The organism is Pseudomonas sp. SH10-3B (genome assembly GCF_019891415.1).
Taxonomy (GTDB): Bacteria; Pseudomonadota; Gammaproteobacteria; order Pseudomonadales; family Pseudomonadaceae; genus Aquipseudomonas.
In genome coordinates this window covers 80,598-95,029 of record NZ_JAFLXD010000026.1, presented here as the reverse complement: position 1 = coordinate 95,029, position 14,432 = coordinate 80,598, and the positions used below count along the sequence as shown (strand labels likewise).

Below are 14,432 nucleotides of genomic sequence, written 5' to 3'. Positions count from 1 at the left end.
GTCGGGCTCATAACCCGAAGGTCGTCGGTTCAAATCCGGCTCCCGCAACCAAACATCAAAAAAGGCTACTCGAAAGAGTGGCCTTTTTTGTATCCGGTGAAAAAGTTCTTCTGAAACAATGGCATGGCATCTTTCATGAAACCGTACACGGTTTGTAGAGTCCATCTCATTGCAAGCTATGCTCAGTGCTCAAGCGCTGCCCTCTACGACCAATGGCCGCTGTCGCCGACCCCGGTGATCCGCGTTAATATTTGTAATTATTTTGTCCATAGGGATTGGTAACTTGGCTGGATACCTCCATCCTGTCGCGCACAATCCAAGAGGTGATTGATGCGCGCCAACTCGTCTGAACCACAAGACACCGTCACAGCGGAACAACCGATCGCTCCCACCCGTTTGCGTTGGCTGGATCTGTTGAGCAAATACCGGCAACCGATTGGGCTGGCCGTGACCCTGTTGCTGTTCGCAATCGCCCTGATCGCCTGCCGACACCTGCTGCTGGAACTGGACCTCTACGCCCTCCACGACTCGATCCTGGAAGTGCCCAAGCCCGCGTTGCTCGGTGCATTTGCCGCGGCTGTCGCGGGTTTCGTCATTCTGTTGGGCTACGAGTTTTCCGGCGCACGTTACGCCGGCGTAAAGCTGCCCGCCAAGACCCTGGCCCTCGGCGGCTTTACCGCCTTTGCCATCGGCAATGCGATTGGCCTGTCGATGCTCTCGGGCGGCTCGGTACGCTACCGTTTATACGCACGCCATGGCATTGGGGCATCGGAAGTCGCCCACATGACCGTGTTCGCCAGCCTGGCACTGGGCTGCGCCCTGCCACCGCTGGCCGCATTGGCCACGCTGAGCAACTTGCCGGCAGCCTCGACTTACCTGCATTTGCCACAAAGTCTGCTCGGCGGCGTTGCCGGCGCGGTGTTGCTGTTGTCGGCCGTGCTGTGCATCGGCATCTATCGCCGCCGCCTGCCGGAACAACCGTACCCGGACAACCTGCTGGTAAAAGCCGGCCGTCGTACCCTGCGCCTGCCCGGCCGACGCCTGACCTTCCTGCAACTGATCATCACCGCACTGGACGTGGCCGCTGCCGCCGCCGTCCTTTATATGCTGCTGCCGGAAGCGCCACCATTCGGCCCATTCCTGCTGGTGTACCTGTTGGCCCTGGCCGCAGGTGTGCTCAGCCATGTGCCAGGTGGCGTAGGCGTATTCGAAGCCATCCTGCTCGCCGCCTTCGCCGACAAGCTCGGCGCAGCGCCACTGGCGGCCGCCCTGCTGCTGTATCGCATGATCTATGTGGTGTTGCCGCTGCTGATCGCCTGTGTATTCCTGCTGGTCAACGAGGCGCAGCGCCTGTTCCAGACGCAACAGAGTCTGCGAGTGGCTTCTGGCCTGGCGGCACCGGTGCTGGCCGTACTGGTTTTTTTGTCCGGCGTGGTCCTGCTGTTTTCCGGCGCCACGCCAGAAATCGACTCACGCCTGGAAAACATCGGCTTCCTGATTCCCCACCGCCTGATTGACGCCTCGCACTTTGGCGCCAGCCTGATCGGCGTGCTGTGCCTGTTGCTGGCCCAGGGCCTGCGCCGGCGTTTGTCGGCGGCCTGGATGCTGACCATGGTGCTGCTGCTGACGGGTGCCCTGCTCTCGCTGCTCAAGGGTTTTGACTGGGAAGAAGCCAGCCTGATGACCATGACGGCGATACTGCTGGCGATCTTCCGCCGCTCGTTCTATCGCGCCAGCCGCCTGACCGAACTGCCGTTTTCGCCGCTGTACCTGGTGGCCAGTGTCTGCGTGCTGGGTGCCTCGATCTGGCTGCTGCTGTTTGCTTATCAAGATGTGCCTTACAGCCATCAACTGTGGTGGCAGTTCACCCTCGATGCGAACGCCCCGCGCGGCCTGCGCTCGCTGTTGGGCGCCGCCGTACTGCTGGTGATCGTATCGCTGACCTGGCTACTGCGCACCGCACGCCCGGTGATCCACCTGCCAACCCCCGACGAGTTGGAACGCGCCACCAAGATCCTGATGGCGTCGTCGCAACCCGACGGCGGCCTGGCGCTGACCGGCGACAAGGCGCTGCTGTTCCACCCGAATGACGAAGCCTTCCTGATGTACGCCCGTCGCGGGCGCAGCCTGGTGGCCTTGTATGACCCGATCGGCCCGACCCAGCCCCGCGCCGAGATTATCTGGCAGTTCCGCGACCTGTGCGATATCCACCATGCGCGCCCCGTGTTCTATCAGGTACGCGCCGAGAACCTGCCCTACTACATGGACATCGGTCTCACCGCCATCAAGCTGGGCGAAGAGGCCCGCGTCGACCTGAAACGCTTTGACCTGGAAGCCAAGGGCAAAGAGATGAAGGACCTGCGCTACACCTGGAACCGGGGCACCCGGGACGGTCTGTCCCTGGAGATCTTTGAACCCGGCACGGCGCCGATGGATGAATTAAAAGTCATCTCGGATGCCTGGCTGACCGGTAAGAATGTGCGGGAAAAAGGCTTTTCCCTGGGCCGCTTCAGCGACGACTACCTCAAGCACTTTCGTATCGCGATCATTCGCTTCGAAGGGCGCCCGGTGGCCTTCGCCAACCTGCTCGAGACCTACAACCACGACCTGGCCAGCCTCGACCTGATGCGCGCCCACCCGGATGCGCCAAAGCTGACCATGGAATTCATGATGGTCGGCCTGATTCAACACTATAAGAGTCACGGCTACGCCCGCTTCAGCCTCGGCATGGTGCCGCTGTCGGGCCTGCAACCGCGACGCGGCGCGCCACTGACCCAGCGCCTGGGCTCAATGGTGTTCCGTCGCGGCGAGCAACTGTATAACTTCCAAGGCTTGCGCCGCTTCAAAGACAAGTTCCAGCCTGACTGGGAACCCCGTTACATGGCCGTGCCCGCAGGACTTGACCCGCTGGTGGCACTGGCCGATACCGCCGCCCTGATCGCGGGCGGCTTGACTGGATTGGTGAAACGCTGATGATTCGACGCTCCTGGCGGTATGTATTGGCCTTTGTAGTGCTGCTCGCCCTGGTCCTGGGTGGCGGCTTTTGGTTCTGGAACCGCCCTGCCCCGCAGCCGACCCTGGAGCAACTGCCCCAGGCCGACGGCTCGGTGATGACCCGCGTGACCCCGGCTGGCACCCCGAAAGCCCGCGTCGCGGTGGCGGTGATGGCCGACGAAACCCTGACCGATAGCCAGTTGATTACCCTGAGCCAGGGCGGCAAGGCGCAGATCGTCCAGGTGATCCTGCCAAAGGATGACTGCAAGTTGCAGGAACAAGCGCTGCAAAGCGCCCTGGGCCAGCTCAAAGGGCCCGCGACCCTGGTCAGCGGCATCGGCCCTGGCGCCGCCCTCGCCTGGCGCTGGCTGGCCACACAGAACGACGACAAGGCCAACGCCATCTCCGTCGGCTTCGCGCTGGTACAGGAAGGTTGCAAGGATCCACTGCCGAAAACCGCCGCGCACGGTAATTGGCTGGTGGCCTGGAACGACAACCCTGACGATGAAAGCGCCAGTTTCGTACGTGACACCCCGCGCGCCACCACCAGCATCAGCGACTACGACATTCACTACCCGCAAGTGCTGAACAACGAACTGCGCAAGCAACTGGTGGGTTCGGACAACGGCGGCCTGGCGATTCCCGTGGTGGAAGTGCCGGCGGGCCAGGCCAAGGACACCGTGACGCTGTTCCTTTCCGGTGATGGCGGCTGGCGTGACCTGGACCGCGATGTGGCCGGCGAAATGGCCAAGATCGGCTACCCGGTGGTCGGCATCGACACCCTGCGCTACTACTGGCAGCACAAGACCCCGGAACAAAGCGCCAAGGACCTCACCGAGCTGATGCAGCACTACCGGCAGAAGTGGGGCACCAAGCGCTTCGTGCTGACCGGTTACTCATTCGGCGCCGACGTACTGCCGGCGATCTACAACCGCCTGCCGGAAAACGAGCAGCAGCGTGTGGACGTCATCATCCTGCTGGCCTTCGCCCGCACCGGCAGCTTTGAAATCGAAGTAGAAGGTTGGCTGGGCAACGCCGGCAAAGAAGCCGCGACGGGGCCGGAAATGGCCAAGCTGCCGGCTGACAAGGTGGTGTGCATCTACGGCGCAGAAGAAGTCGATGAGAGTGGCTGCACCGACAAGACCGCCGTGGGCGAGGCTGTGAAGCTGCCGGGCGGGCATCACTTCGATGAGAACTACCCGGCACTGGCCAAACGGTTGGTGGATATCATCGTCAAGCACCAGGCCAAAAGCGAATAACCCCAGGCCTTACACAAATCAACATGTGGGAAGGGCTTGTCCCCTCCCACAGTTGTTTTGCGGTGTTAGTAAAATCTAGCGCGGCTCGATGTGGGCAATCATCAGTTGCACGGTTTCATTCCCACGAAACTCATTCACGTCCAGCTTGTAGGCCAACTCCACCCAACGCACGGTCGGGTTCGGCCAGACGTCCCGGTCGACGCCAAACGCAATGCCATCGAGCTTCACCGACCCGCATTCGCTCTTGAGCACCACTTTCAGGTGCCGCTCCCCCACCACTCGCTGCTCTACCAACTGGAACACACCATGGAACAGCGGCTCGGGAAAGTGTTGCCCCCACGGTCCGGCATGCCGTAACGCGCGCGCCAGTTCCAGGTGAAACTCTTCCACCGCCAGGGTGCCGTCGGACAGCAGGCGCCCGGTGAGGTCTTCTTCGCGCAGCTGCCGACGCACTTCGGCGTCAAAGGCTTCGGCAAACAGTGGGAAATTTTCCTCAGGCAAGGTCAGCCCCGCCGCCATGGCGTGGCCGCCGTATTTGGTGATCAGGTTGGGATGCTGGCTGGCGACCACCGCCAGGGCATCACGGATGTGAAAGCCCTGTACAGAGCGTCCAGAGCCCTTGAGCAGGCCATCCCCGGCATCGGCGAAGGCGATGGTGGGACGGAAATAGCGCTCTTTCATGCGCGACGCGAGAATCCCGATCACGCCTTGGTGCCATTCCGGGTCGAACAGGCACAAGCCGTAGGGCATCGACTCCACCGGCAAGTCCTTGAGCTGGGCCAGGGCCTCGCGCTGCATGCCTTGCTCGATGGATTTACGGTCCTGGTTCATGCCGTCAAGTTGCGCGGCCATTTCCCGGGCCGCGGCGAAATCCGTGGTGAGCAGGCATTCGATGCCCAGGCTCATATCATCCAGGCGCCCGGCCGCATTGAGCCGTGGCCCGAGGATAAAGCCGAGGTCGGTGGAGGTGATACGCGCCGCATCGCGCTTGGCGACTTCGAGGATCGCCTTGATCCCAGGCCGCGCGCGACCGGCGCGAATACGTTCCAGGCCCTGATGCACGAGGATGCGGTTATTGGCGTCCAGGGGCACCACGTCGGCGACGCTGCCCAGGGCGACCAGGTCAAGCAGCTCGCCAATGTTGGGTTGAGGCTTGTTCTCGTACCAGCCCAGGCTGCGCAAGCGCGCGCGCAGGGCCATCAGCACGTAGAAGATCACCCCCACGCCGGCCAGGGCCTTGCTCGGGAACTCACAGCCCGGCTGGTTCGGGTTGACGATGGCATCCGCCGCCGGCAACTCATCACCGGGCAAGTGGTGATCGGTCACCAACACCTGCAACCCCGCCGCTTTCGCCGCCGCCACCCCTTCGACACTGGAAATGCCGTTGTCCACGGTGATCAGCAACTGCGGCTCGCGCTGCAGGGCCACGGCGACAATTTCCGGAGTCAGGCCGTAGCCGTATTCGAAACGATTGGGCACCAGGTAATCGACATGGGCCGCGCCGAGCAAACGCAAGCCCAGGGTGCCTACGGTGCTGGCGGTGGCGCCATCGGCATCGAAGTCACCGACGATAAGGATGCGCTGGCGCTGTTCCAATGCCGTCACCAGCAAGTCCACCGCCGCATCGATGCCCTTGAGCTGCTGATAGGGAATCAACCGCGCCAGGCTCTTGTCCAGCTCGGCCTCGGACTGCACGCCACGAGCAGCGTAGAGACGGGTCAACAGCGGTGGCAATTCACCAAGGAAGGGCAAGACGGCGGGCAATGGACGGGGGTCGATACGCATGGGTGACGGGAGCTTCTCTTTAATACAACGGTTAAACGACAACTCTGAAGACAACACAGATCAAATGTGGGAGGGGGAAAGCCCCCTCCCACATTTTCAACCGCGTTCGCCGACCAGCCATTGCAGTTGCACTTCGTGCTGGCCACGGTCGTCGGTGACGAAGATCGTGCCTTCGCTGATCATCACGTCCCACTTGATCACCCGGGGCATGTCCTTGGCCAGAACCTCCAGAATCTCCTGGGGCACCGCTGCGATGTGCACATTCTTCAGGTTGTTCGCCACCGGCACCACTTTGCCTTCCCAAACGCGCAAGCTGCCATATGCCAACAAGCTGGTGCGCTCAGTGCGGCGCGAGCACCAGGTCAGGCGGTCGGCGTCCGGCTGGCCGACTTCAATCCAGTGCAAAACCCGATCATCCAGGCTTTTTTCCCACAAGGCTGGTTCGTCTACATCCGACAGACCACGACCGAACGCCAACTGTTCGTTGTAAAAAAGGGCGTAGGCCAACAGACGCACGGTCATGCGTTCCTCGGTTTCCGAAGGGTGGCGGGCGATGGTCTGTTTGACGCTCTCGTATACCGAACGGTCAAGGTCGGTGAGGTTGAGTTCGAATTTGTAGGTCGTGGACGGCTGGGCCATGAACGGGCTTCTAGAGACAGGGAAAGGCGGCCAGTCTAACCGATGGCGAGGTCATTCAACGAATACTGCGCTGCATCATCCTTATCCCTGGGCCGCTCGCCTATGTTAAAAGGCTTCATACACCCGCTCTATGCCCTAAAGGATCCCCATGTCGTTGAATGCCAAACCCCTTGCAGGCCTGAAAGTCATAGAACTCGGCACCCTGATCGCCGGGCCGTTCGCCTCACGTATCTGCGCCGAATTCGGCGCCGAGGTGGTCAAGGTAGAATCCCCGGACGGCGGCGACCCGCTGCGCAAATGGCGCAAGCTGTATGAAGGCACCTCGCTGTGGTGGTTTGTGCAGGCGCGCAACAAGAAATCGCTGACGCTGAACCTCAAGCATCCGGACGGCCTGGCAATCCTCAAGCAGTTGCTGGCGGACGCCGACATTCTGATCGAGAACTTTCGCCCCGGCGTACTGGAAAAGCTCGGGCTGAGCTGGGAAACCCTGCACGCCCTCAACCCCAAGCTGGTGATGGTACGTCTGTCGGGTTTTGGCCAGACCGGGCCGATGAAGGACCAGCCGGGATTTGGCGCAGTGGGCGAGTCCATGGGCGGGCTGCGCTATATCACTGGCTTCGAGGACCGTCCACCGGTGCGCACCGGGATCTCCATCGGCGACTCGATTGCTGCTTTGTGGGCGGTGATCGGCGCCTTGATGGCGCTGCGTCATCGCGAGGTCAACGGTGGCCTGGGCCAGGTGGTGGACGTGGCCCTGTACGAGGCCATCTTCGCCATGATGGAAAGCATGATTCCCGAGTTTGACGTGTTCGGGTTTATTCGCGAGCGCACCGGCAACATCATGCCCGGCATTACGCCGTCGTCGATCCACACCACCGCGGACGGCAAGCATGTGCAGATTGGCGCCAATGGTGATGCGATCTTCAAGCGTTTCATGGCGGCCATTGGTCGCGACGACCTGGCCAACGATCCGCAGCTGGCCAGTAATGACGGGCGTGACAGTCGCCGTGACGAACTGTACGGGGTGATTGATCGCTGGGTGAATTCGCTGTCGCTGGAGCAGGTGGTGGAACAGCTGAACCAGGCTGAAGTGCCCGCGAGCCGTATCTACAGTGCCGAGGACATGCTGGGCGACCCGCAATTCCTGGCGCGGGAAATGTTCCTCAAGGCCCAGCTTCCAGGCGGCAAGGACTTCAAGATGCCGGGCATCGTGCCTAAGCTGTCGGACACACCGGGCAGTTGCGAATGGGTGGGGCCGCAACTGGGTGAACACAACAGCGTAGTGCTGGGCGAGTTGGGATACGGCGCAGCCGCCATTGTCCGCTTGCGTGAGGACGGCGCGATCTGATGGCCTCTCGCTGCAAGCGCTGGCTGATCCGGCTATGCCTCGCCGCCATGATGAGCAGCGGCTGGCTGCTGCCTGCGCATGCCGAGGACACCTTGATCTGGCTGCTGCGCGACTTGCCGCCGCTGACTATTTTCGAAGGACCACGCAAAGGCCAGGGAGCGCTGGACCAGTTGCTACCCATACTGATCGAGCATTTGCCGGAGTATCGCCACCAGGTACTCCACGTCAACCGCGCGCGGGGCACGCAAATGTTGCGCGAGCCCTCGTTCACCTGTGATCCCTCGCTGCTATGGACGCCAGAGCGGGCCAAGTACGTCGTGTTTTCTCGTCAGGCGTTCGTGGTTCCCAGTAATGGCGTCGCGATACGAAGCAGACAGCACTCCGCCATGGCGCCATTTATAGTGGACGGCCAGTTCGACCTGCAGGCCTTTCTCGATACCCATAAAGCACGATTGGGTGCTACCGCAGAACGCAGCTACGGTCCCATTATCGATGAACGGCTCAAGCAGGCCGACCCGCGCAAACTGGCGCTCCACTACGGCAACGACGCCCTTGGCAGCCTGTTACAGATGCAGCGCCTGGGAAGGCTGGAAGCCGTGCTGGGGTACTGGCCGGAAATCCGCTATCACGCGATGCAGCAGGGAATTGCGCCCGACGAACTGAGCTTCTACCCGATTAAAGGCACGGCGCCTTACCAGCGCACGCATATTGCCTGCTCAGACACAGCAGAGGGGCGTCAGGCCATCGAACGAATCGACCAGGTGCTGCGCGACACCCCACTGGAACAGATGCAGCAGTCCTACGCTTCATGGCTGGACCCTGTCATGCGCGAACACTATCTGCGAGATAACCCGAGCTTTTTCCAGGATTCGCCAGAGCCCTGACAAATCCCGAGCAAAAAGAAACCCCGAAGAGTGGGGAGACACTTCGGGGTTAAACGTGGCCTACAAAGACCAGTACAGCAAGCCACAAACACCGGAGCACAATGTTTGCTCTTGCTGTTACAAAATCTGACAGGGCATCCAGTAGGAAGTTTCCATCGATAAACAATTCTTCATGCAACGGCGGCGCCGCGGGTCTGTGCGGCATTGCGCAAGGCTGCGATGACCGAGGGTTCCAGGCGCCCTTCAGCGATCTTGAGGTCACGTAGCAGGCAATCCACAACATCGACCAACACGCGTTTGTCCATCAATTGCGCCCGGTCGACGTCACGCTCGACCACGATCGCGCCAGCAGGATTCTTCACAGTCACCAGGCACTCGCCCTGCACACCAGAGGTGGTCAGCGTAACCTGATAAGGGCTCAGTGCTTCTTCGAGCAATAGGCTGATACTTTCCATCTCGATCACCACTCAATAGTTCGGGAACAATCGTTTCAACGGGAGCTGCATCTATCCTAAATGACCGGTTGCCACGTAGGAAAGTTCGCTTTTTCGTCTTTATAGGCTCGCCAGGGAGTGACTTGGACCAGCATGCGCTCGCAACATGACAGGCAAAAAACGGCAGCACATAAATGCTTACGCAATGAGCTGCTGTTCTTGGGGTTTGCCAGGCGCTGAGGCCGGGCCCGCCAGCAACAAAAAACGCCGCTGACCCAAGGAAGGGAAAGCGGCGTTTTTGTCTTCGTGATGTGTCTTACAAAGGCTTACCACGATTGCCATGCTGGCTGACAAACGCCTGCATCGCCTTCAAGTCATTCGGCAGCACCGTGCAACGTTCTTCACGCTCGAACAGGTCTGTCAGATGCACCGGCAGTTCCAGCGCCTTGCCAACACCGGCCTTCTCCACCGCTTCCGGGAATTTCACTGGATGAGCGGTGCCGAGAATCACCATCGGGATATCCAGGCTGCGACGGCATTCGCGGGCAGCCTTCACACCAATGGCAGTGTGCGGGTCGAGCAACTCGCCGGTCTGGGCGTAGACTTCTGCGATGGTTTCGCAGGTCTGCGCGTCGTCCACGGCCAGGGAGTCGAACAGCTTGCGGGTTTCAGTCCAGCGCTCTTCATCAACGCTGAAACCGCCGCCGCTCTTGAAGGTGTCCATCAAGCCGGCAATGGCTGCGCCGTTGCGACCGTGCATGTCGAACAGCAGGCGCTCGAAGTTCGACGACACCATGATGTCCATGGACGGCGACAGGGTGGCGTGCAGGGTTTCCTTGACGTACTGGTTGCCGCTCATGAAGCGGTGCAGGATGTCGTTGCGGTTGGTGGCGACGATCAACTGGTTGATCGGCAGGCCCATGTTGCGCGCCAGGTAGCCGGCGAAGATGTCGCCGAAGTTACCGGTCGGCACCGAGAACGACACCGAACGTGCCGGGCCGCCCAACTGCAGCGAGGCGTGGAAGTAATAGACGATCTGGGCCATGATCCGCGCCCAGTTGATCGAGTTCACCGCCACCAGTCGCGTGCCTTTGAGGAAGCCCTGGTCGGCGAAGCTGTTCTTGACCATTTCCTGGCAGTCATCGAAGTTGCCTTCGATGGCGATGTTATGGATGTTCTCGCCGAAGATGGTGGTCATCTGGCGGCGCTGCACTTCCGACACACGCTTGTGCGGGTGCAGGATGAAGATGTCGACGTTTTCGCAGTGCTTGCAGCCTTCGATGGCCGCCGAACCGGTATCACCCGAGGTGGCACCGATGATCACCACGCGCTCGCCGCGCTTCTCCAGCACGTAGTCCAGCAGGCGACCCAGCAGTTGCAGGGCGAAGTCCTTGAACGCCAGGGTCGGGCCATGGAACAGTTCAAGCACCCATTCGTTGCCATTGAGCTGACGCAATGGCGCGATGGCGCTGTGGGAAAACACGCCGTACGTCTCTTCCAGAATCTTTTTGAAATCCGCATCGGGGATGCTGCCGGTGACGAACGGGCGCATCACCCGGAACGCCAGCTCGTGGTACGGCAGGCCGGCCCACGAAGCGATTTCTTCCTGGGTAAAGCGTGGCAGGTTTTCCGGCACGTACAGGCCGCCGTCGGTGGCAAGGCCTGCCAGTAAAACGTCTTCGAAATTCAGGGCCGGTGCCTGGCCGCGGGTGCTGATGTAACGCATGACTGGCTCCTCTAAAACATTCTCGAACAGAGGCCGCCGCACATACGGGGCCTCTGGAACAGATCGGTTAGTTCAGGTGTTCGACGCGAATCCGCACCACCGGGCCGACGACGCCTTGCAAGGCCTCCAGAGCGGTGATGGCATCGTTGATGTGCTGCTCAAGCACGCGGTGGGTCAGCAGGATCATCGGCACCTGGCCGTTCTGCTCCTCGACTTCCTTCTGCATGATCGACTCGATGTTGATACCGCGCTCCGACAGAATGCTGGCGACCTGGGCCAACACGCCTGGGTGATCCTTGGCCTGGATGCGCAGGTAGTAGGCGCTTTCGCATGCCTCGATCGGCAGGATCGGGTGGGCCGACAGCGAATCCGGCTGGAAGGCCAGGTGCGGCACGCGGTTTTCCGGGTCGCTGGTCATGGCGCGAACCACGTCCACCAGGTCGGCGATCACCGACGAAGCGGTCGGTTCCATGCCGGCGCCGGCACCGTAGAACAGGGTGGAGCCGGCGGCATCACCGTTGACCATCACGGCGTTCATCACGCCATTGACGTTGGCGATCAGGCGGTCAGCCGGGATCAGCGTCGGGTGCACACGCAACTCGATTCCCGCCGGGGTGCTGCGCGCGACACCGAGGTGCTTGATGCGGTAGCCCAGGGCTTCGGCGTAGTTCACGTCGGCAGTGGTCAGCTTGGTGATGCCTTCGGTGTAGGCCTTGTCGAACTGCAGCGGGATGCCAAAGGCGATGGACGCCAGGATGGTCAGCTTGTGCGCCGCGTCGATGCCTTCCACGTCGAATGTCGGGTCGGCTTCGGCGTAACCCAGGGCCTGGGCTTCGGCCAGCACGTCTTCGAAGGTACGGCCCTTCTCGCGCATTTCGGTGAGGATGAAGTTACCGGTGCCGTTGATGATGCCGGCTACCCAATTGATGCGGTTGGCGGACAGGCCTTCACGGATCGCCTTGATCACCGGGATACCACCGGCAACCGCAGCTTCGAACGCTACGATCACGCCCTTCTCGCGGGCCTTGGCGAAGATCTCGTTGCCGTGTACGGCGATCAGCGCCTTGTTGGCGGTGACCACGTGCTTGCCGTTCTCGATCGCCTTGAGCACCAGCTCGCGGGCCACGGTGTAACCGCCCACCAGTTCGATGACGATATCGATTTCAGGGTTGGTGGCCACAGCGAAGACATCGTTGGTAATCGCAATACCGGTCGTTTGGAACTGAGGCTTTGGCGAACGCGTGGCAATTTGCGCCACTTCAATCCCACGCCCTGCACGGCGGGAAATTTCTTCAGCATTACGCTGAAGTACGTTGAAGGTGCCGCCACCGACGGTCCCTAACCCACAAATGCCTACTTTGACCGGTTTCACTGAAGAACTCCCCATGAAACGGCCGACGCTAGGTCGGCCGTGGAAAACAGCCGCACAACTGCGGCTTTCAATTAATGGCCCGCCGACTTATCCACGGGCCAGCATCGTCAAAGGTTCGACAATGCTGGTTTATTTGGCACTCAGCGCCAGTTTGGCAACTTGTGGTGCCGGCTGGTAGCCCGGAATCACTTGGCCGTCAGCTAAAACGATGGCCGGTGTGCCGTTTACGCCGATGGACTGGCCCAGGGCGAACTGCTTGGAAACCGGGTTGGCACATTTGGCCGCCTTGATTTCCTTGCCATCAACCATCTTGTCCATGGCCGCCTTCTTGTCGGCCGAGCACCATACGGCTTGCAGCTGCTCGTCGCCCGGCGAACCCAGGCCCTGGCGCGGGAACGCTACGTAGCGCACTTCCACGCCGAGCTTGTTCAGCGCAGGCACTTCGGCGTGCAACTTATGGCAGTACGGGCAGGTGGTGTCGGTAAACACGGTGATATGGGTCTTGGTCTCGCCGATGGCCGGGTAAACCACGGTTTCAGCCACTGGAATGCCGTTGATCAGCTTGGACACGCCCAGGCGCTCGGCTTTCTCGGTGAGGTTGACCGGCTTGCCGTCCTTGAGCTGGAACAGGTAGCCCTGGACGATGTACTGACCGTCTGCACTGGCGTACAGCACGCGGCTGCCCTTGAGCTTGACTTCATACAGGCCGGCCATCGGGCTGGCGCTGATGCTTTCGATCGGGGTGTCGAGCTGCAGGTTGGCCAGGCTCTTGCGGATGGTCTGCTCGGCAGCGTCATCGGCGACGGCAAAGGTGGAAACCAACGCAATGGCTGCGGCGGCAATAATCTGGGTCAAGCGCATGGAAACTCCTGAAGGCAGATGCAGGGACGGGTGCAGGTACGCCGATACGCAAACACGGGTGCGGGCCGTCCCCTTTGCTAACCGGCAAAGCCTACCACAGTTGGGCCGCAGGGCAGCCCGTGGCGGGATAAATTGGCGGTTTTCAGCCTCGCGGGTGGTGCTTGGCGTGCATATCCTGCAATCGCGCACGCGCCACGTGGGTGTAAATCTGGGTGGTGGATAAGTCGCTGTGGCCCAGGAGCATTTGCACCACACGTAAATCCGCGCCGTGGTTGAGCAAATGCGTGGCGAAGGCGTGACGCAGTGTGTGGGGCGACAGCGACTTTCCGATCCCCGCGACCTTGGCCTGGTGCTTGATGCGATGCCAGAAGGTCTGGCGGGTCATCTGCTCGCCACGCTGGCTGGGGAACAGCACATCGCTGGGACGCCCGCCGAGCAGTTCGCTACGGGCATCGCGCATGTAGCGCTCGACCCACACGATGGCCTCCTCCCCCATCGGTACCAGCCGTTCCTTGCTGCCCTTGCCCATCACCCGCAGTACCCCCTGGCGCAGATTGACTTGCTCCAGGGTCAGGCTGATCAGCTCCGTGACCCGCAGGCCGCAGGCATACAAAACTTCCAGCATGGCGCGGTCCCGCTGGCCGATGGCCTCGCTGAGGTCGGGCGCAGCGAGCAAGGCATCGACGTCGGCTTCTGACAGGGATTTAGGTAAGGGCCTACCCAGTTGCGGCATATCGATTTGCAGGGTCGGATCGAGGGCGATCAGTTTTTCCCTCAACAAATAGCGATAAAAGCCACGCACACCGGAGAGGAATCGCGCAGTGGAACGAGGCTTGTAGTTCTGCTCCAGGCGCCAGGCCAGGTGATCGAGGATCAGCTCGCGGCCGGCATTGATCAGTTCCAGCTTTTTTTCCTGCAGCCAGCCGTTGAACAGCGCCAGGTCGCTGCGGTAGGCCTGGCGGGTGTTGTCTGACAAGCCTTTTTCCAGCCAAAGGGCGTCAAGGAAGCGGTCGATCAGGGGGTGGTCAATGGCGGGCATGGGGGCTCAGGCAAGGAAAAGGGTGGTATCGGGTAGATCCTATCGCAGCCCGGCCACGCACACATCCCTGAAGGCATGAACCGCCGTAGCC

The 14,432-nt window shown here is 61.2% G+C and carries 11 protein-coding genes; 4 read left to right on the top strand and 7 right to left on the bottom strand.

Annotated elements, in window-relative coordinates:
* The first annotated feature begins 330 nt into the window (after positions 1-330).
* Together mprF and J1G35_RS19500 are read left to right on the top strand one after the other, a co-directional pair.
* A complete protein-coding gene (mprF, locus tag J1G35_RS19505) occupies positions 331-2,973 on the top strand; it encodes a bifunctional lysylphosphatidylglycerol flippase/synthetase MprF (RefSeq protein WP_223015759.1) in 2,643 nt (880 codons plus the stop codon).
* Positions 2,973-4,253: an AcvB/VirJ family lysyl-phosphatidylglycerol hydrolase gene (locus tag J1G35_RS19500; protein ID WP_053135638.1), complete on the top strand. Its 1,281-nt coding sequence runs from the start codon at positions 2,973-2,975 to the stop codon at positions 4,251-4,253. Before mprF ends, J1G35_RS19500 begins: the two co-directional genes overlap by 1 nt.
* A gap of 75 nt (positions 4,254-4,328) precedes the next feature.
* Here the strand turns inward: J1G35_RS19500 and recJ are convergent, their stop codons facing one another.
* Together recJ and J1G35_RS19490 are read right to left on the bottom strand one after the other, a co-directional pair.
* The gene (gene recJ, locus J1G35_RS19495; RefSeq protein WP_223015758.1) at positions 4,329-6,038 is read right to left on the bottom strand and encodes a single-stranded-DNA-specific exonuclease RecJ; all 1,710 of its coding nucleotides are present in this window, start codon (positions 6,036-6,038) and stop codon (positions 4,329-4,331) included.
* Between the two features lie 96 nt (positions 6,039-6,134).
* Entirely contained in the window at positions 6,135-6,677 is a 543-nt protein-coding gene (locus J1G35_RS19490) for a YaeQ family protein (protein ID WP_032890801.1), read from the bottom strand.
* 148 nt (positions 6,678-6,825) lie between these two features.
* Between J1G35_RS19490 and J1G35_RS19485 the strand changes: the two genes are divergently transcribed.
* Both J1G35_RS19485 and J1G35_RS19480 read left to right on the top strand, forming a co-directional pair.
* Positions 6,826-8,025 carry a CaiB/BaiF CoA-transferase family protein gene (locus J1G35_RS19485; protein ID WP_223015757.1) on the top strand — a complete coding sequence of 400 codons (1,200 nt, stop codon included), beginning with the start codon at positions 6,826-6,828 and terminating at the stop codon, positions 8,023-8,025.
* Complete coding sequence (locus J1G35_RS19480; RefSeq protein ID WP_223015756.1) at positions 8,025-8,909, top strand: TIGR02285 family protein; 885 nt, start codon at positions 8,025-8,027, stop codon at positions 8,907-8,909. The genes J1G35_RS19485 and J1G35_RS19480 overlap by 1 nt, the downstream gene beginning before the upstream one ends.
* A 170-nt stretch (positions 8,910-9,079) precedes the next feature.
* On the opposite strand, the gene J1G35_RS19475 is transcribed toward J1G35_RS19480, so the two are convergent.
* The 5 genes from J1G35_RS19475 to xerD all read right to left on the bottom strand — a co-directional run bounded on the left by J1G35_RS19475 (position 9,080) and on the right by xerD (position 14,341).
* Complete coding sequence (locus tag J1G35_RS19475; protein ID WP_053135628.1) at positions 9,080-9,364, bottom strand: DUF3509 domain-containing protein; 285 nt, start codon at positions 9,362-9,364, stop codon at positions 9,080-9,082.
* A 295-nt stretch (positions 9,365-9,659) separates the two neighbouring features.
* Complete coding sequence (gene thrC / locus J1G35_RS19470; RefSeq protein WP_027605462.1) at positions 9,660-11,069, bottom strand: threonine synthase; 1,410 nt, start codon at positions 11,067-11,069, stop codon at positions 9,660-9,662.
* Positions 11,070-11,136: 67 nt separating this feature from the next.
* Positions 11,137-12,441, bottom strand: a complete 1,305-nt coding sequence (locus J1G35_RS19465; RefSeq protein WP_027605461.1) for a homoserine dehydrogenase — start codon at positions 12,439-12,441, stop codon at positions 11,137-11,139.
* Between the two features lie 129 nt (positions 12,442-12,570).
* On the bottom strand, positions 12,571-13,302 hold the full coding sequence (locus J1G35_RS19460; protein WP_003175893.1) for a thioredoxin fold domain-containing protein: 732 nt from the start codon (positions 13,300-13,302) through the stop codon (positions 12,571-12,573).
* Positions 13,303-13,444: 142 nt separating this feature from the next.
* Positions 13,445-14,341, bottom strand: coding sequence for a site-specific tyrosine recombinase XerD (xerD, locus tag J1G35_RS19455; protein WP_053135625.1), 897 nt, complete (start codon positions 14,339-14,341; stop codon positions 13,445-13,447).
* Positions 14,342-14,432: the final 91 nt, after the last annotated feature.

What these genes read in the sequence shown, in the direction of transcription:
- mprF (WP_223015759.1), top strand. Translation starts at nt 331, where the DNA reads ATGCGCGCCAACTCGTCTGAACCACAAGACACCGTCACAGCGGAACAA.
- J1G35_RS19500 (WP_053135638.1), top strand. Translation starts at nt 2,973, where the DNA reads ATGATTCGACGCTCCTGGCGGTATGTATTGGCCTTTGTAGTGCTGCTC.
- recJ (WP_223015758.1), bottom strand. Translation starts at nt 6,038, where the DNA reads ATGCGTATCGACCCCCGTCCATTGCCCGCCGTCTTGCCCTTCCTTGGT.
- J1G35_RS19490 (WP_032890801.1), bottom strand. Translation starts at nt 6,677, where the DNA reads ATGGCCCAGCCGTCCACGACCTACAAATTCGAACTCAACCTCACCGAC.
- J1G35_RS19485 (WP_223015757.1), top strand. Translation starts at nt 6,826, where the DNA reads ATGTCGTTGAATGCCAAACCCCTTGCAGGCCTGAAAGTCATAGAACTC.
- J1G35_RS19480 (WP_223015756.1), top strand. Translation starts at nt 8,025, where the DNA reads ATGGCCTCTCGCTGCAAGCGCTGGCTGATCCGGCTATGCCTCGCCGCC.
- J1G35_RS19475 (WP_053135628.1), bottom strand. Translation starts at nt 9,364, where the DNA reads ATGGAAAGTATCAGCCTATTGCTCGAAGAAGCACTGAGCCCTTATCAG.
- thrC (WP_027605462.1), bottom strand. Translation starts at nt 11,069, where the DNA reads ATGCGTTACATCAGCACCCGCGGCCAGGCACCGGCCCTGAATTTCGAA.
- J1G35_RS19460 (WP_003175893.1), bottom strand. Translation starts at nt 13,302, where the DNA reads ATGCGCTTGACCCAGATTATTGCCGCCGCAGCCATTGCGTTGGTTTCC.
- xerD (WP_053135625.1), bottom strand. Translation starts at nt 14,341, where the DNA reads ATGCCCGCCATTGACCACCCCCTGATCGACCGCTTCCTTGACGCCCTT.